Annotated in this window: 16 protein-coding genes and 1 pseudogene; 11 read left to right on the forward strand and 6 right to left on the reverse strand. The window is 64.0% G+C overall.

Annotated features, from left to right (window positions below):
- Window positions 1–16 precede the first annotated feature (16 nt).
- The 4 genes from ilvC to miaA form a co-directional block, all read right to left on the reverse strand.
- Complete coding sequence (ilvC, locus tag JI59_RS00500) at window positions 17–1,036, reverse strand: ketol-acid reductoisomerase (protein ID WP_007010979.1); 1,020 nt, start codon at window positions 1,034–1,036, stop codon at window positions 17–19.
- 141 nt (window positions 1,037–1,177) lie between these two features.
- On the reverse strand, window positions 1,178–1,696 hold the full coding sequence (gene ilvN, locus JI59_RS00505) for an acetolactate synthase small subunit (RefSeq protein ID WP_038576682.1): 519 nt from the start codon (window positions 1,694–1,696) through the stop codon (window positions 1,178–1,180).
- A 22-nt stretch (window positions 1,697–1,718) separates the two neighbouring features.
- Entirely contained in the window at window positions 1,719–3,461 is a 1,743-nt protein-coding gene (gene ilvB / locus JI59_RS00510; RefSeq protein ID WP_007010977.1) for a biosynthetic-type acetolactate synthase large subunit, read from the reverse strand.
- A gap of 217 nt (window positions 3,462–3,678) precedes the next feature.
- Window positions 3,679–4,665: a tRNA (adenosine(37)-N6)-dimethylallyltransferase MiaA gene (gene miaA / locus JI59_RS00515; RefSeq protein WP_007010976.1), complete on the reverse strand. Its 987-nt coding sequence runs from the start codon at window positions 4,663–4,665 to the stop codon at window positions 3,679–3,681.
- Between miaA and serB the strand changes: the two genes are divergently transcribed.
- A complete protein-coding gene (gene serB / locus JI59_RS00520; RefSeq protein WP_007010975.1) occupies window positions 4,658–5,542 on the forward strand; it encodes a phosphoserine phosphatase SerB in 885 nt (294 codons plus the stop codon). The two genes, miaA and serB, sit on opposite strands and share 8 nt — an antisense overlap.
- Window positions 5,543–5,625: 83 nt before the next feature.
- Here serB and purL read toward each other — a convergent pair whose 3' ends face one another.
- Window positions 5,626–7,785, reverse strand: a complete 2,160-nt coding sequence (gene purL, locus JI59_RS00525; protein ID WP_007010974.1) for a phosphoribosylformylglycinamidine synthase subunit PurL — start codon at window positions 7,783–7,785, stop codon at window positions 5,626–5,628.
- Between the two features lie 144 nt (window positions 7,786–7,929).
- Here purL and JI59_RS00530 point away from each other — a divergent pair, with 144 nt between their 5' ends.
- The 10 genes and pseudogenes from JI59_RS00530 (at window position 7,930) to JI59_RS00575 (ending at window position 16,347) form a co-directional block, all read left to right on the forward strand.
- A complete protein-coding gene (locus tag JI59_RS00530; RefSeq protein WP_007010973.1) occupies window positions 7,930–8,184 on the forward strand; it encodes an exodeoxyribonuclease VII small subunit in 255 nt (84 codons plus the stop codon).
- A 3-nt stretch (window positions 8,185–8,187) separates the two neighbouring features.
- A complete protein-coding gene (locus tag JI59_RS00535) occupies window positions 8,188–9,093 on the forward strand; it encodes a polyprenyl synthetase family protein (protein ID WP_007010972.1) in 906 nt (301 codons plus the stop codon).
- Complete coding sequence (gene coaD / locus JI59_RS00540; RefSeq protein ID WP_007010971.1) at window positions 9,093–9,623, forward strand: pantetheine-phosphate adenylyltransferase; 531 nt, start codon at window positions 9,093–9,095, stop codon at window positions 9,621–9,623. The genes JI59_RS00535 and coaD overlap by 1 nt, the downstream gene beginning before the upstream one ends.
- Window positions 9,624–9,709: 86 nt before the next feature.
- Entirely contained in the window at window positions 9,710–10,396 is a 687-nt protein-coding gene (locus JI59_RS00545; RefSeq protein ID WP_007010970.1) for a peptidylprolyl isomerase, read from the forward strand.
- Between the two features lie 83 nt (window positions 10,397–10,479).
- Window positions 10,480–11,508 (forward strand): tRNA preQ1(34) S-adenosylmethionine ribosyltransferase-isomerase QueA, encoded by a 1,029-nt coding sequence (gene queA / locus JI59_RS00550; RefSeq protein ID WP_007010969.1) that lies wholly within the window; start codon window positions 10,480–10,482, stop codon window positions 11,506–11,508.
- 88 nt (window positions 11,509–11,596) lie between these two features.
- Window positions 11,597–12,534, forward strand: a pseudogene (locus JI59_RS00555) (ABC transporter ATP-binding protein).
- Window positions 12,531–13,301 carry an ABC transporter permease gene (locus JI59_RS00560; protein ID WP_007010967.1) on the forward strand — a complete coding sequence of 257 codons (771 nt, stop codon included), beginning with the start codon at window positions 12,531–12,533 and terminating at the stop codon, window positions 13,299–13,301. The pseudogene JI59_RS00555 and the gene JI59_RS00560 overlap by 4 nt, the downstream one beginning before the upstream one ends.
- Before the next feature lie 21 nt (window positions 13,302–13,322).
- Window positions 13,323–14,366 (forward strand): DUF481 domain-containing protein, encoded by a 1,044-nt coding sequence (locus tag JI59_RS00565; protein ID WP_007010966.1) that lies wholly within the window; start codon window positions 13,323–13,325, stop codon window positions 14,364–14,366.
- Between the two features lie 20 nt (window positions 14,367–14,386).
- Window positions 14,387–15,514 carry a tRNA guanosine(34) transglycosylase Tgt gene (gene tgt, locus JI59_RS00570; RefSeq protein ID WP_007010965.1) on the forward strand — a complete coding sequence of 376 codons (1,128 nt, stop codon included), beginning with the start codon at window positions 14,387–14,389 and terminating at the stop codon, window positions 15,512–15,514.
- 185 nt (window positions 15,515–15,699) lie between these two features.
- Window positions 15,700–16,347 carry a ParA family protein gene (locus JI59_RS00575; RefSeq protein WP_038575280.1) on the forward strand — a complete coding sequence of 216 codons (648 nt, stop codon included), beginning with the start codon at window positions 15,700–15,702 and terminating at the stop codon, window positions 16,345–16,347.
- A 9-nt stretch (window positions 16,348–16,356) separates the two neighbouring features.
- On the opposite strand, the gene JI59_RS00580 is transcribed toward JI59_RS00575, so the two are convergent.
- Entirely contained in the window at window positions 16,357–16,569 is a 213-nt protein-coding gene (locus tag JI59_RS00580; protein WP_038576685.1) for a hypothetical protein, read from the reverse strand.
- Between the last annotated feature and the right edge of the window lie 85 nt (window positions 16,570–16,654).

Here is a 16,654-nt window from a genome sequence, read left to right on the forward strand (position 1 = left end):
TTCAGCAGGTTTTGACTTAGTTCTTGGTCTTGTCGACCAGGGCGTTGGCGCCGATCCAGGGCATCATCGCGCGCAGCTTGGCGCCAGTTTCCTCGATCGGGTGACGCAGGGCAGCCTTGCGCGAAGCCTTCAGCTCGGGCTGGCCGGCGCGGTTGTCCATCACGAAGTCCTTCACGAAACGGCCCGACTGGATGTCTTCCAGAACGCGCTTCATTTCCTTCTTGGTCTCATCGGTGATGATGCGCGGACCGGTCTTGATGTCGCCATATTCGGCGGTGTTCGAGATCGAGTAGCGCATGTTGGCGATGCCGCCTTCATACATCAGGTCGACGATCAGCTTCAGCTCGTGAAGGCACTCGAAGTAGGCCATCTCGGGAGCGTAACCGGCTTCGACGAGCGTTTCGAAACCAGCCTGGACAAGGGCGGTCGCGCCGCCGCACAGAACGGCCTGCTCACCGAAGAGGTCGGTTTCGCACTCTTCGCGGAAGTTGGTTTCGATGATGCCCGAGCGGCCGCCGCCGACGCCCGAAGCATAGGCAAGGGCGATGTCGTGGGCGTTGCCGGTGGTGTCCTGGTGAATGGCAACGAGGCAGGGCACGCCGCCGCCGCGCTGGAATTCGGAGCGCACGGTGTGGCCCGGACCCTTGGGGGCGACCATGATGACGTCGATGTCGGCGCGCGGCTCGATGAGGCCGAAGTGCACGTTGAGGCCGTGGGCGAAGGCGAGCGCAGCGCCGGGCTTCATGTTTTCATGAATGTCGGCAGCGTAGATCTCGGCCTGGTGTTCGTCGGGCGCGAGGATCATGAGGATGTCGGCCCATGCCGCGGCTTCCTTGTTCGTAAGGACCTTGAAGCCGGCTGCTTCGGCCTTCTTGGCAGTTGCCGAACCTTCGCGCAGCGCGATGGCCACGTCCTTGACGCCACTGTCGCGCAGGTTCTGCGCGTGGGCATGGCCCTGGCTGCCGTAGCCCAGCACGGCGATCTTCTTGCCGGTGATCAGGTTGATGTCGCAATCGGCGTCGTAATAGACTTTCATTGTATTCTTCCTTGCCTTGTCTCGTCATGCCGAACTTGTTTCAGCGACCATTTCGAGGCCCGGTGCAGTGCGATCCGGAAAAATGGACCCTGAAACAAGTCCAGGGTGACGAAGTTCATAGTTGCTCAATTCGAATTGTGATCAGGCTTCTTCCGCTCCGCGGATCATCGCCACGATGCCGGTACGTCCGACCTCGACGAGGCCGAGTTCACGCATCAAGGTGACGAAGGTATCGATCTTGTCCGGTGCGCCGGTCAGCTCGAAGATGAAGCTGCCGGTCGTGGTGTCGACAGGCTTGGCGCGGAAAACGTCGGCGATGCGCAGCGCTTCGACGCGCTTCTCTCCAACGCCTGCCACTTTCACCAGCGCCAGTTCGCGCTGCACGTAAGGGCCGACTTCGGTGAGGTCGACGACCTTGTGGACCGGCACCAGGCGCTCCAGCTGCGCGTGGATCTGGTCGATCTGGCTCGGCGGGCCGTGGGTGACGATCGTGATCCGGCTTACCGAGTGGTTCTCGGTGATGTCGGCCACGGTCAGGCTGTCGATGTTGTAGCCGCGCGCGGTGAACAGGCCGGCGATCTTGGCCAGGATACCGGCCTCGTTGTCGACCGTGACGGTCAGGACGTGCCGTTCTTCGGCCTCGTGCTTGATATGCATCATCATGTTTTCCTTCGGGGCCGGCTCAGACGAGCGCCTTGGCTTCGTCGTCCATGGTACCGGCCACGGTGTCTCCGTAGAGGATCATCTCGGTGTGCGAAGCGCCCGAGGGGATCATCGGAAAGCAGTTCGATTCCTTGGCGACCAGGCAATCGACGATGACCGGGCCATCATGCTCGATCATGGCCTTGATGCCCGCGTCGAGCTGGCTTTCGTTCTCGATGCGAATGCCCTTCCAGCCATAGGCCTCTGCCAGCTTCACGAAGTCTGGCAGGCTGTCCGAATAGGAGTTCGAATAGCGGCTCTCATACGTGAGTTCCTGCCACTGGCGGACCATGCCCATCCACTCGTTGTTGAGGATGAAGACCTTGACCGGCAGGCGATACTGCGTGGCGGTGCCCATCTCCTGGATGTTCATCTGGATCGAGGCGTCGCCAGCGATGTCGATGACCAGGCTGTCCGGATTTCCGCACTGGGCGCCGATCGCGGCGGGCAGGCCGTAGCCCATGGTGCCGAGGCCGCCCGAGGTCAGCCACTTGTTCGGACCGAAGAAGTGGAAGTGCTGCGCCGCCCACATCTGGTGCTGGCCGACTTCGGTGGAGATCACCGGATCCTTGTCCTTGGTCAGCTCGAACAGCCGCTGGATCGCCAGCTGAGGCATGATTGCCTCCTTGCTGAGCGGGAACGACAGGCTCTTCCTTTCGCGCCAGCTTTCGATGCGGCCCTTCCACGCGGTCAGGTCCTGCGGCTTGCGACTGCCCCAGCCATCGAGGATCTGCTCGATCACCGAAGCGCAGTCGCCGACGATGGGCAGGTCGACCTGGACCGTCTTGTTGATCGACGAACGGTCGATGTCGACGTGGATTTTCTTCGAGTTCGGCGCAAAGGCGTCGAGGCGGCCGGTCACGCGGTCGTCGAAGCGGGCGCCGAGGCAGACGATCAGGTCCGATTGGTTCATCGCCATGTTGGCTTCGTAGGTGCCGTGCATGCCCAGCATGCCCAGCCAGTCCGCGTGGTCGGCCGGGAAGGCGCCCAGGCCCATCAGCGTCGAGGTGACGGGAGCGCCGGTCTTCGCCTGCAGTTCGCGCAGGAGCTGCGTCGCGCGCGGACCCGAGTTGATGATGCCGCCGCCGGTGTAGAGGACAGGAGCCTTGGCCGCGGCAATCATGTCGATGGCCTGCGCGATCTCGTCAGCGCCGCCCTGCGTCGGGGGCGAGTAGCGGTTGCGGCGCTGCGCGGGGGCGTCGGTCCAGGGCGCGGTGGCGATCTGGACGTCCTTGGGAATGTCGATCAGGACCGGGCCGGGACGGCCGGTCGTCGCGATCTGGAATGCCTCGTCGATGGTCGCGGCCAGATCGGCCGGATCCTTCACCAGGTAGTTGTGCTTGGTGCAGTGCCGCGAGATTCCGACGGTATCGGCTTCCTGGAATGCATCCGAGCCGATCAGCGCGGTCGGAACCTGACCGGTGATGACGACGAGCGGAATCGAATCGAGGAAGGCATCGGCAATGCCGGTGACGGCATTGGTCGCGCCCGGGCCGGAGGTGACCAGCACGACGCCGGGCTTGCCGGTCGAACGGGCATAGCCTTCGGCGGCATGGGCCGCGCCGGCTTCGTGACGCACGAGGATGTGCCGAAGCCGTTCGTCACCGAAGAGAGCATCGTAGATCGGAAGCACGGCGCCACCGGGATAGCCGAATACGAATTCGACTCCCTGACGGACCAGGCTTTCGACCAAGATGTTCGCGCCGCTGCGCTCTTCACTCACAACACATTCCTCTTCGTATTCTGGTGTGCGACCCGCAAGAGTCCGCCTCAGAAAGCTCGCCTCCATAAGGGGATCGACCCCGGAAACAAGCATTTCCGAAGGTCACGCGCTCTCTAATGAAACCGACCCGACACGACAATCGTCGCGCCGGGTCATCCTCTCCTCCCTGCATAACTTCCACCAGCAGGTGATGGAGGCCTCTACGGGACGTTAAATGTTACGTCAAATGAAAAATGCGAAATAAAATGTCGTGTAGATAGGTGGAATCAAAATTTTCAAACGAGACGCGCTGCCAGTCTTCCGGCGGTTGGTGGCGCAACCACGTGAACTGGCGTTTGGCGTAGTTGCGGGTCGCCTGGCTGCCGCGGGCGATGGCTTCCTCGAGCGTCCACTCACCGCGCACGACTCCGGCGAGTTCAGGGACGCCGATAGCCCGCATGACGGGCAGGGCCGGATCGAGTTGCCGGGCGAGAAGCGCTTCGACTTCGCCCAGTGCGCCGCGTTCGATCATCCGTTCGAAGCGCAGGTCGCAGCGGCGGTAGAGCGCCTGGCGCTCAGGCAGGAGGATTGCCGGGTAAACCGTGACCGCATCGCCGATGCCGCCTGAAGTCTCAGCCTGCCATTGCGCCAGTGTCTTGCCGCTGGACCGGACGACTTCGAGTGCACGGGCGATGCGGGCGGTGTCCGCTGGGGCGAGGCGACTGGCACGCTCCGGGTCTTCCTGCCGGAGCGCGGCAAAGGCCTCATCGACGGGCAGCGCGCGAACCGCCTGCCGAATCCCGGGATCGATCGCCGGGACCGGAGCGATACCTTCGAGCAGAGTCCTTATATACAGGCCGGTACCGCCGACGAGGATGGGCAGGGCGCCTTCAGCGTGGATCGCCGAGATCGTGTGCCGCGCAGTTTGCGCCCAGTCGGCCGCGGAGCAGCTTTGCGACCCGTCCCAGTTTCCGAACAGGCGGTGCTCGATCCCGCCCATTTCCTCGTGCGTCGGCCGCGCGCTCAGGACCTGCAGGTCGGCATAGACCTGCGAGCTGTCGGCATTGACGACGACGCAGCGCCGCCCGCGCCTGTGCAGTTCCTGTGCCAGCATGACCGCACAATCGCTCTTGCCGCTGGCGGTCGGCCCTGCGATGAGCGCCAGCGGTGGCCGGTCTGCGGCCGCGATATTCAACGATGCATCAAGGATATTTGCAGTGCTCATTGCCCGGCTGATAGCAGAACCGGATCATCTCTCCGCAAGAATCGACGCGGCCCGTGCCGACATGGAGCAACGGGGCGTGCGCCTGGCCGAGGCATCGATGCTCGATTTCTGCGGACAGACGATGCAGATCGAGTCGCCCGACAGCGATGCGCTGGCCATGCGCGCTTCGCTCGATGCGCATTTCGAGGTGACCGACGGCCTCGTCTGCGAAAGCGAGCCGCAAGTGCCCGCGCTGTTCATTTCCGACATGGATTCGACCATGATCGGGCAGGAATGCATCGATGAACTGGCGGACTTCGCTGGCCTGAAGGATCGCATCGCCGACATTACCGAGCGGGCCATGCAGGGTGAGCTGGACTTCGAGCAGGCCCTTCGCGAACGCGTCGGATTGCTTGAGGGCCTGTCGGTCGAAGCGATCGACCAGTGCCTTGCCGGTCGTATCCAGCCCATGCCCGGATCGAAGGTTATGGTGCAGACGCTCAAGAAGCTGGGTTGCCGTACCGTGCTGGTAACGGGCGGCTTCCACCACTTCGCCGATCCGGTCGCCGAATGGCTGGGCTTCGAAGAGGTCGTGGGCAATCGCCTTGAAGTTGCGGATCGCAAGCTGACCGGCGGCCTTGTCGGCGGCATCGTCGACAGTTCGGTGAAGAAGGGCACGCTGCTTTCGATCATGGCCGAGCTGGCCGAAGGTGCGACGAGCCTTGCCACAGGCGATGGCGCCAATGACATCCCGATGCTTGAAGCGGCCACTTACGGCATTGCCTACCACGCCAAGCCCAAGGCGCGCGCTGCCGCAAATGGCTGGATCAACCGCGGAGACCTCACTTCGGTCCTGCGCCTGCTGGGCATTCCCGAGAAGGACTGGGTCCGCGATTGATGGCGGGGTTGTACCTTCGCTGAGTTCCTCCCCGTTGCGAAGCAATGGGGAGGGAAATCAGCCGCCGGACTGGCGGAAGGGTGTTACGCCTCCATCCAGTCCCGGAAGAACGCCTCGTTGGCTTCGCGAAGATCCGCGATTTTGACGCCAGCGACCTTGCTTCCGCCCACGCTGCCGATTCTGACCGCACCGGGCAGTTCGGTTCCGGCCGGGGCCGTCACGACGTAGCGGCCCTGATCTTCGCCGAAAGCTTCGGCAGTGGAAAGAGCGCTGTCGAGGGTGCAGCCCTTGCCGCTGGCGAGGGCCATTTCGGCAAGCGCGACCAGCAGGCCGCCGTCGCTGATGTCATGGACGGCGGTAACTTTGTCCTGACCGATCCATTCACGCACGGTTGCGCCGTTGGCACGTTCGGCATCGAGATCGACCTTCGGCGCTTCGCCCGCTTCCTGACCGGCAATCTCGCGCAGCCACAGCGACTGGCCCAGGTGCGTGCCCGAACCGCCCAGCACGAAGATGTCGTCGCCTTCGTTCTTGAAGGCGATGGTAGCCATCTTGTCGTGGTCGACGAGCAGGCCGACGCCGCCGATTGCCGGTGTCGGCAGGATAGCCGAGCCGCCGCCGGTGGCTTTCGATTCGTTGTAGAGCGAGACGTTGCCGGACACGATCGGATAGTCGAGCGCGCGGCAGGCATCGCCCATGCCGTTGAGGCAGCCGACGATCTGAGCCATGATCTGCGGGCGCTGTGGGTTCGCGAAGTTGAGGCAATTGGTGATTGCCAGCGGCAGGCCGCCGACCGCGCAGATGTTGCGGTAGGTCTCTGCGACCGCCTGCTTGCCGCCCTCGTAAGGGTCGGCATAGCAGTAGCGCGGGCTGCAGTCGGTGCTGATCGCCAGCGCCTTCTGCGTGCCGTGGACGCGCACGACCGCGGCATCGCCGCCCGACTTTTGCATGGTATCCGCGCCGACCTGGCTGTCGTACTGTTCCCAGATCCACTTGCGCGAGGCGAGGTCCGCCCCGCCCATCAGCTTGAGCAGATCCGCGCCCAGGTCTGTGCTTTCGGGCACGTCGCCCAGCGCGGGCACCTTGGCCCATGCCTTGTACTCTTCGGGGCTGACGTAGGGCCGCTCGTATTCCGGCGCATCGTCGGCGAGCGGGCCGAGCGGAATGTCGCAGACCACTTCGCCGTCGAACTCGAGGACCATGTGGCCGGTATCGGTGACTTCACCGATCACCGCGAAGTCGAGTTCCCACTTCCTGAAGATCGCTTCGGCCATGGCTTCCTTGCCCGGCTTGAGGACCATGAGCATGCGCTCCTGGCTCTCCGAAAGCATCATCTCGTAAGGCGTCATCGCCTCTTCACGGCAGGGCACCTTGTTCATGTCGAGCCGGATGCCCGCGCCGCCCTTGCTGGCCATTTCGACCGAGGAGGAAGTAAGGCCCGCCGCGCCCATGTCCTGGATCGCGACGATAGCATCGGTCGCCATCAGCTCGAGGCAGGCCTCGATCAGCAGCTTCTCGGTGAAGGGATCGCCGACCTGCACGGTCGGGCGCTTCTCGTCCGAGTTCTCGTCGAAGTCGGCAGAGGCCATGGTGGCGCCGTGAATGCCGTCGCGGCCGGTCTTCGAGCCGACGTAGACGATGGGGTTTCCCAGGCCGGTGGCGGCGCAGTAGAAGATCTTGTCGGTTTCGGCCACGCCCACGGTCATCGCGTTGACGAGGATGTTGCCGTCGTAGGCCTTGTGGAAGTTCGTCTCGCCGCCGACGGTGGGCACGCCCACGCAGTTGCCGTAACCGCCGATTCCCGCGACTACGCCCTGCACGAGGTGCTTCATCTTCGGGTGCTCGGGGCGGCCGAAGCGCAGCGCGTTCATGTTCGCGACCGGGCGCGCGCCCATCGTGAAGACGTCGCGCAGGATGCCGCCGACGCCCGTCGCCGCGCCCTGGTAGGGCTCGATGTAGCTGGGGTGGTTGTGGCTCTCCATCTTGAAGATGGCCGCCTGGCCGTCGCCGATGTCGATGACGCCGGCGTTTTCGCCGGGGCCCTGGATGACCCAGGGCGCCTCGGTCGGCAACTTCTTGAGGTGGAAGCGACTCGACTTGTACGAGCAATGCTCTGACCACATGACCGAAAAGATGCCGAGTTCCACAAGGTTCGGCTCTCGGCCGAGCGCATGAAGGACGCGCTCGTATTCCTCGGGGCTGAGGCCGTGGGCCTCGACGACTTCAGGGGTGATTCCGCTCATGCGACGCGCCTTAGCCATGTCATCGCGCGCGCGCTAGTCCGCTTTCACGCCCTGATTCAGGGTTCCTGACGCCAAGGGCATGGCAAAACGCGATTCTCCGGTTCCCACCTTGACCGTGTGACACGAGACGGCCATTGCTGCGGCATGAACGGAGAGACCCCGAACATCGACGCCTTGAGCTTTGAGGATGCGCTGCGCGCGCTGGAAGACGTAGTGCGCAAGCTCGAAAGCGGCGATGTGCCGCTCGAAGATTCGATCACGCTTTACGAACGTGGTGAAGAGCTGCGCAAGCATTGCCAGAAGCGCCTCGATGCGGCCCAGGCACGGATCGAGAAGATCGTCGCCGGACCTGACGGGGTGCCGTCCGGCACCCAGCCTTTCGATGCCGCGGATCGCTGAGTCGTGGCCCAGGGCGTAACCGACTCGCTGCTCGCAGAGGGTCTTGCGCGCATCGCGTCCGAGATCGACGGCGCTTTCGATGCACTGTTGCCGGTTCCGGAAGATGCGCGCGCGCGCCTGATCGAAGCCATGCGCTATGCCGCGATCGGCGGCGGCAAGCGGCTGCGTCCGCTCCTGCTGACCTCGGTGGCCGAAATGTACGGCGTCGACCGCGGGGCCGCGGTGCGGGCGGCCGTCGCGATCGAAGCGATCCACGTCTATTCGCTGATCCACGATGACCTGCCGTGCATGGACGATGATGCGCTGCGCCATGGCAAGCCGACCGTCCACATCGCTTTCGACGAGGCGACGGCGGTTCTGGCCGGGGATTCGCTGCACGTCTTCGCATTCGAGGTGCTGGCCGATCCGGCGACTTGCGCCGATCCCTTCACCCGCATCGAACTGGTCCAGGCGCTTGGCCATGCCAGCGGCGCGCACGGCATGGCGGGCGGCCAGATGATGGACCTCGTCGCCGAGACGAGCGAGTTCGATCTGCAGACCGTCACCCGCCTGCAACAGCTCAAGACAGGGGCCCTGCTGGGAGCAGCGGTCGAGATGGGCGCGATCCTGGGCCGGGTCTCGCCGGAAGGGCGCACGCACCTTCGCGGCTATGCGCGCGACATCGGGCTGGCCTTCCAGATCGCCGACGACCTGATCGATTATGAAGGCGATGCCGCCACCGCCGGCAAGGCGGTGGGCAAGGATGCCAGCGCCGGGAAGGAAACCTTCGTGTCGCTGCTCGGCCCCGAACGCGCACGCGAACAGGCGCGGCTGCTGGTTGATCAGGCGATCGCGTACCTTGCGCACTACGGCAAGGAAGCAGAACTGCTGCGCGCCGTGGCGCGCTACATCATCGAGAGGGATCATTGATGACGGCCTTGAAGACCGCTGGCGAACGCGTCGGCGTTTATCCCGGCACTTTCGATCCGATCACGCGCGGTCATGCCGACATCATCCGGCGCGGTGCCAAGCTGGTCGATCGGCTGATCATCGGCGTCACAACCAACATGTCGAAGAACCCGCTGTTCGCCCCCGACGAGCGCATCGCGATGGTGGAGCGTGAGGTGGAGAATCTGGGCATCGACAACGTCTCGGTGGTGGGCTTCAACGCACTGCTAATGAAGTTTGCCGAAAAGCAGGGAGCAACGGTCATCGTGCGCGGCCTGCGGGCCGTTGCCGACTTCGAGTACGAGTACCAGATGGCCGGCATGAACCAGCAGCTCAACGCGAACATCGAGACCGTCTTCCTCATGGCCGATGTCAGTCTCCAGCCGATCGCATCCAAGCTGGTGAAGGAGATCGCCATGTTCGGCGGCGATATCTCCAAGTTCGTCAGCCCTGCGGTTCGCGACGACGTGGTCGAACGCATCGCCGCGACCGGCCTCAAGGGCGACTACTGAACAGATCAGTCCGTTTCGTTCATTGTCACGTCATCGCCGGCGCTCTATCGCCCCCACGATGACTGGCTCCAGCTTGTGAGTAATCGATGAAATTTCGCCTTCCTCTCACCGCGACGATGATCGGGCTTGCGCTGGTGGCTGCACCGGCCCTGGCGAAGAAAAAGGAAGTACCCGCACCGGTCGCACCGGCGCTTTCCCCGGTAGTCGATACCGACATGTCGCACGATCCGCAGAACATCCTGGTGCTGGATCTTTCGGACGGCGGCCGCGTGGCGATCCGCCTGATGCCGGAATGGGCGCCCCACCATGTCGAGCGGATCAAGACGCTGGCCGAGCAGGGCTTCTACAACGGGGTGATCTTCCACCGCGTGATCGACGGCTTCATGGCGCAGACCGGCGACCCGACGGGCACCGGCCAGGGCGGTTCGCAGCTCCCCGACCTCGAGGCCGAATTCAATTCGCTGCCGCACCTGCGCGGCACCGTATCGATGGCGCGCACGAACGATCCGAACAGCGCGAACAGCCAGTTCTTCATCGTTTTCTATCCGCGCTTCTCGCTCGATCACAAGTACACGGTGTTCGGCCGCGTGATCTCGGGCATGCAGTACGTCGATGCGATTCATCGCGGCGAGCCGCCGCAGAACCCGACGCGCATCGTCCAGGCCTCGCTCGCCTCGGACCACAAGGCACCGCCTGCACCGGGCACTGTCGCGGCGTCGGCCACGGCGGCTCCGATCACCGCGGACCAGCTCAGCAATTCCAGTTCCGACTGAGCGCGGCGCAAGGCGGCGCTCAGTCGCGCGCAATCGCAACGCACGATCTTGTCGAAATCCGCGCGCTGCTCTAGCGCGCGGCCATGCGCGTTGACCTCTTCGATTTCGACCTTCCCACCGAACGCATAGCCCTTCGTCCGGCGAGGCCGCGCGATGCCGCGCGGATGCTGGTGGTCGATGGCGATGCGCCGTTCTCGGACCGCCATGTCCGCGACCTGCCACAGATGCTGCGCAAGGGAGACGTGCTGGTCTTCAACGACACCCGCGTCATTCCCGCCCAGCTCGAAGGCCGCCGGGGTGAAGCTCGGATCGGCGCGACCCTGCACAAGCGCATCGACCTGCGCCGCTGGCAGGCCTTCGTGCGCAATGCCAAGCGCCTCAGGCCCGGCGACCGGGTCGAGTTTCCGGCCGAAGTTACCGCGATTGCGGAAGCGCGGCACGAAGACGGCAGCTGGACGCTCGCCTTCGAGGGCGACGAACCGGTCGAAGTGCTGCTCGAGCGGGCAGGGCGCATGCCGCTGCCGCCCTACATCGCCGGCAAGCGCGATACCGACGAGGCCGACCGCTCGGACTACCAGACGATGTTCGCGCGCGAGAAGGGCGCGGTTGCCGCCCCGACTGCGGCGCTGCACTTCACCCCTGAACTCGTCGAGCGGCTCGATGAAGCCGGCATCGCCCGCGAGACGCTTACGCTCCATGTCGGGGCGGGTACCTTCCTGCCGGTGAAGGCCGACGATACCAGCGATCACAAGATGCATGCGGAATGGGGGCGGATCGACCAGGCCACGGCGGACCGTCTCAATGCCGCGCGCGCCGCTGGCGGTCGCCTGATCGCCGTAGGCACGACAAGCCTGCGCCTGCTGGAGAGTGCCGCAGGCGAGGACGACGTGATCCGGCCCTTCGAAGGCGACACCTCGATCTTCATTACCCCGGGCTATCGCTTCAAGGCGATCGACGGATTGATGACGAACTTCCACCTGCCCAAGTCGACCCTGTTCATGCTGGTCAGCGCACTGATGGGTCTGGACAAGATGCAGGCGGTCTATGCCCACGCCATCGGCGCGCAATACCGCTTCTATTCCTACGGCGATTCCAGCCTGTTGCTCCCCTGACTGGATACAGGCGGTCCAACTTGTGGGAATTGCGTCGCAATCTCACGGTCCAGGTCTTGGAACTGCCATCGTCATGCCCCATCAAGGCATGATGGAATCCATTCTTGAAATTCGCGGTCTCACCAAGACTTACGCGGGCGGCTTTACCGCGCTTCACGGCGTCGACCTCGACATCCGCAAGGGCGAGATCTTTGCCCTGCTGGGCCCGAACGGGGCAGGCAAGACGACCTTGATCGGAGCGGTGTGCGGACTGGTGCGGCCCAGTGCGGGCACGATCCGCGTTTTCGGCGAAGATCTGCGCTCGCACTGGCGCAGCTTGCGCGCCCGGATCGGACTGGTGCCGCAGGAACTGGCGACCGACATGTTCGAAACGGTCATGCACACGGTCAATTATTCGCGCGGGCTGTTCGGACTCGCGCCGGACGCGGACAAGATCGAGGAGATCCTCAAGGCGCTCAGCCTGTGGGACAAGCGCAATGAGCAGATCCGCGCCCTGTCCGGTGGCATGAAGCGCCGCGTGCTGATCGCCAAGGCGCTGGCACACGAACCGCAGCTGCTGTTTCTTGACGAGCCGACAGCGGGCGTCGACGTCGAACTGCGCCGCGACATGTGGCAGCAGATCGCCAAGCTGCGCGACCTGGGCACCACGATCATCCTGACGACGCACTACATCGAAGAGGCCGAGGAAATGGCCGACCGGGTCGGCATCATCCAGGCCGGACGGATCCGCATGGTCGAGCGGACGTCGGTCATGATGAAGCAGCTTGGCAGGACAGAAGCGCACATCGCGCTGGCCCAGCCGCTTTCGGACATTCCAGCGTCGCTGGAGCGCTTCGCGGTTACCCTTGGCGATGGCGGCAGCGAGCTGTGTTACCGTGGCGGCGACGGCGCGGGGGCGGCAAGGCCGAAGTGGCCGAACTGACCAAGGCGCTGGTCGCAGCCGGCATCGACTACACTTCCATCGATATTCGCGAATCGAGCCTCGAAGAGATCTTCGTCAATCTGCTTGAAGGAGAGGCGAAGTGATCGCATTCAACGCCCGCAGCGCCTGGACCATCTACAAGCGCGAAGTCTCGCGCGCGCTGCGCACCGCCATGCAGTCCATCCTTGGTCCGGTGCTGACTACCGTGCTTTATTTCGTCGTCTTCGGCGCGGCCATCGGTGGCCGTATGCAGACGATGGACGGGGTCAATTACGGGGCCTTCATCGTGCCCGGCCTGCTTTTGCTCACGCTGCTCAGCGAAAGTACGTCCAACGGCAGCTTCGGCATCTACATGCCGCGTTTCACCGGAGCGATCTACGAGTTGCTCTCCGCACCGGTCGGCACGGCCGAGACGCTGGTGGGCTTCGTTGGGGCGGCAGCGACCAAGTCACTGATCCTCGCCGCGATCATCCTGGGGACGGCGACCTTCTTCGTCGACTACACGATCCTGCACCCGCTCTACACGCTGGGCTTCATCCTGCTGGTATCGGCCAGTTTCTCGCTATTCGGCTTCATCCTCGGGATCTGGGCCGACAGCTTCGAGAAACTCGGCATCGTGCCGGTCCTGTTCATCGTTCCGCTGACCTTCCTCGGCGGTACGTTTTATTCGATCGATGTCCTGCCCGAGCCCTGGCGCTCGGTGGCCATGGCTAACCCGGTCGTCTATCTCGTCAACGGTCTGCGCTGGTGCTTCTACGGTAGCTCGGACTTCTCGATTGCCACTTCGCTGGGGATGACTCTGGCGTTCCTCGCGATTTGCGTGGCCTTCATCGCATGGATCTTCAAGACGGGCTGGCGGTTGCGTTCCTGATTTCATAGATTCGATTCGGTCATGCCCTTGAAGACGTTCCTCCCGGTCGCCCTCCCGTCCCTGCTGCTTGCCGTCCCCGTTCAGGCCCAGCCTCTCGAAGAGCCGAGGCTGTCGGTCGACGAAGGGCTGGTGGATTTCGCGCCCGAACCGCTGCGCCTGGACCTGCCGGACTATCCCTGGCCGACGCCGTTCATCGAAGTCCCGCCGCCCAGCCTGCCCAAGAACGTCAAGGCGATGATCGAGGCGGCAATCGATACGGACGATTCCGCAACGGTGGCCGCCGTCGTGAAGATGGCGATCGAGACGCAGCCTTACGACAAGGCCGAGATCAAGGCGATGCACCGCGCCTATCTCGACGACAAGGCCGCCCGCCTCGCAGCCAAGACCGAGGCCGAAACGCGCCGCATTCGCGAATCGGGCGTGCTGGAACTGTGGAAGGGACAGATCGAACTCGGCGCCTTCCACAGCACCGGCAACACCACGAACTTCGGTTTCACCGGCTCGCTCAAGCTCGATCGCAAGGGGATCGACTGGGAGCACCTGATCCTTGCTACAGCGGATTACCAGAAGGATTCGGGCACCGTCACGCGTGAGAAGTACGGGGCCAGCTACCAGCCACGCTACACCATCAACGACGGTGTCTTTACCTACGGCCGCTTTCAGTACGAGAAGGACGAAATTCAGGGCTATCGCGACCGTTTCTCGTTCTCGGGAGGTTTGGGTTACCGCCTCATCAAGCGTCGCAACATGACGCTATCGGTCGAGGCAGGTCCGGCCGTGCGCCGCACGAACTATATCGACGATCCCTCGGAGACCACCTGGTCAGCGCTGACATCGCTCGATTTCGACTGGAAGCTCAACGGTACGCTGGCACTGACCCAGGACGCTTCCAGCTACATCGGATCCGACAACAGTACCTTCACCTCGCTTACCGGGATCGAGGCGGGGATGGCCAGGGGCCTCAAGGCCAAGCTGTCCTATTCCATAGAGCATGAAACCGCGCCGCCGGCCGGTTCGCTCAAGACCGATACGATTTCGCGGTTCTCACTGGTCTACGGCTTCTGACCGGTCTAACGGACGCGGCCATGAACCCGCGTTTCGAATTCTCCATCCACGCCACCGACGGCAAGGCGCGCACCGGCGTCATCAAGATGCGCCGCGGCGAGATCCGCACGCCCGCCTTCATGCCGGTGGGAACTGCCGCCACGGTCAAGGCGATGAAGCCCGAGAGCGTGCGCGCGACCGGCGCCGACATCATTCTGGGCAATACCTATCACCTGATGCTGCGCCCGGGCGCCGAGCGCGTCGCGCGTCTTGGCGGCCTGCACAAGTTCATGAACTGGGACCGGCCTATCCTTACCGACAGCGGCGGCTATCAGGTCATGAGCCTGTCCGACCTTCGCAAGATCACCGAGGAGGGGGTGACGTTTGCCAGCCACCTCGACGGTTCGCGGCACATGCTCAGCCCCGAACGCTCGATGGAGATCCAGCGCCTGCTCGGCTCCGACATCGTCATGTGCTTCGATGAATGTCCGAAGATCGACCAGCCGCGCGACGTGATTGCCCGCTCGATGGAAATGTCGATGCGCTGGGCGAGGCGCAGCCGCGACGGTTTTGACAGCGGCGGCGAACATGCCGCCAATTCCGCGCTTTTCGGAATCCAGCAGGGCGCCCTCGACGAAGGCTTGCGCAAGGCCAGTGCCGATGCCCTCGTCGATATCGGCTTCGATGGCTACGCGATCGGCGGCCTCGCCGTGGGTGAGGGGCAGGAAGCGATGTTCGCCACGCTCGAGTTTGCCCCCGGGCAGTTGCCTGTCGATCGGCCACGCTATCTTATGGGCGTGGGCAAGCCTGACGATCTCGTCGGTGCGGTCGAGCGCGGGGTCGACATGTTCGACTGCGTGTTGCCCACGCGCTCAGGGCGCAATGGCCAGGCCTTCACCTGGAATGGCCCGCTCAACATGCGCAACGCGCGTCATGCCGAAGATAACGGCCCCATCGACGAGCGCTGCAAGTGCCCGACCTGCGGCACTTACAGCCGAGCCTATCTGCATCACCTGATCCGCTCCGGCGAGATCCTGGGCGCAATGCTGCTGACCGAGCACAACGTCTCGTTCTACCAGCAGCTTATGCAGGCCATGCGCGATGCTATAGCCGCGAGCCGTTTTGCCGCCTTCGCTGCCGATTTCCGCCGGGATTACCTGAGAAAGTAATCGGGCCCGGGCAGGCCCACGCGGACCCTGCGCCAAGTCTTTCGACCGTTCCCGTGCAGGTTTCGCGGGACAATGTCGCGCGGCTATGGACAAGAGCCGGTATCACCCGGACACTCCCCTGACCGGCATTTCCCACTCGAATCGGATCTTCCGGTGCCGGAGCAGCAGGACAGGGGGTGTTGTTCATGCCGACTATCGCGATCGTCAGCCAGAAGGGCGGCTCGGGCAAGACGACCATGGCGCTCCATCTGGCCACCAGCGCCGTCTATGCTGGCCGGGAAACCCGCGTCATCGACATCGATCCGCAAGCCACCTCCGCGACCTGGGGGGACTGGCGGGGCGATTTCAAGCCGGAAGTCATGACCTGCCCGCCGGTACGCCTGTTCAGCACGATCGAGAAAGCGCGGCGCGGCGGCGCCGAACTGATCGTCATCGATACCCCGCCGCACGGGGACACGGCATCGCGTGAGGCGGTGCGCGTGGCCGATCTCGTCCTGATCCCGACCCGTGCCCGCGCCTTCGACCTTCATGCCCTCGAAGCGACAGCCGGGCTGATGTCCTATGCGCGCAAGCCGGCCTTCGTCGTCTTCAACGCGGTTCCTGCGCGGGCCACCCGCATGATCGAGGAAGCGACGAAGGCGGCCGAGGCAATGGGCCTGCAGGTCTGTCCGATCCAGTTCGGTGAAAGGGCCGCCTTTCACCGCTCCTCAGGCACGGGCGAGGTCGCCGCAGAGATCGAGCCGGACGGCAAGGCCGCGGGCGAAGTCGACGCCCTGTGGAAATGGGCATCGGGCCACATCACGTTGAAGCAACTTCCCGCCCGGGGAGCATAAGGCCCGTTTTCAGGCCGGAGCCTTGTGCAGTTCGGCGGCGCTGCCCTGTCTGGCGCCGCGCGCCTTCATGACCTCAAGCCGGGTGCCGACGTAGGCCACGAATCGGCCGGTTCTGGAATCGAGAAAGCCTGCCCCGATCTCGCAGGCGAAGCGCTTTGCGGTATCGAGATCGGGGTACCATTTGCCGGTGCGGTGGGGAGTGATGAAACGGTATCGCTGCATGACGATGGTCAAATGCGCGAAGTCTGCTTCAGTTTCCTGACAAGGGCTTCGAATCGTGTATTTTTTGAGGGTGTCTGCCCATGCG

The sequence above is a fragment of the Novosphingobium pentaromativorans US6-1 genome (assembly GCF_000767465.1).
Lineage (GTDB): Bacteria > Pseudomonadota > Alphaproteobacteria > Sphingomonadales > Sphingomonadaceae > Novosphingobium > Novosphingobium pentaromativorans.

Bases quoted from the DNA above. Each gene is read 5' to 3' on its own strand.
- ilvC (WP_007010979.1), bottom strand. From the start codon at position 1,036: ATGAAAGTCTATTACGACGCCGATTGCGACATCAACCTGATCACCGGC.
- ilvN (WP_038576682.1), bottom strand. From the start codon at position 1,696: ATGATGCATATCAAGCACGAGGCCGAAGAACGGCACGTCCTGACCGTC.
- miaA (WP_007010976.1), bottom strand. From the start codon at position 4,665: ATGAGCACTGCAAATATCCTTGATGCATCGTTGAATATCGCGGCCGCA.
- purL (WP_007010974.1), bottom strand. From the start codon at position 7,785: ATGAGCGGAATCACCCCTGAAGTCGTCGAGGCCCACGGCCTCAGCCCC.
- JI59_RS00530 (WP_007010973.1), top strand. From the start codon at position 7,930: ATGAACGGAGAGACCCCGAACATCGACGCCTTGAGCTTTGAGGATGCG.
- coaD (WP_007010971.1), top strand. From the start codon at position 9,093: ATGACGGCCTTGAAGACCGCTGGCGAACGCGTCGGCGTTTATCCCGGC.
- JI59_RS00545 (WP_007010970.1), top strand. From the start codon at position 9,710: ATGAAATTTCGCCTTCCTCTCACCGCGACGATGATCGGGCTTGCGCTG.
- queA (WP_007010969.1), top strand. From the start codon at position 10,480: ATGCGCGTTGACCTCTTCGATTTCGACCTTCCCACCGAACGCATAGCC.
- JI59_RS00565 (WP_007010966.1), top strand. From the start codon at position 13,323: ATGCCCTTGAAGACGTTCCTCCCGGTCGCCCTCCCGTCCCTGCTGCTT.
- tgt (WP_007010965.1), top strand. From the start codon at position 14,387: ATGAACCCGCGTTTCGAATTCTCCATCCACGCCACCGACGGCAAGGCG.
- JI59_RS00575 (WP_038575280.1), top strand. From the start codon at position 15,700: ATGCCGACTATCGCGATCGTCAGCCAGAAGGGCGGCTCGGGCAAGACG.
- JI59_RS00580 (WP_038576685.1), bottom strand. From the start codon at position 16,569: ATGCAGCGATACCGTTTCATCACTCCCCACCGCACCGGCAAATGGTAC.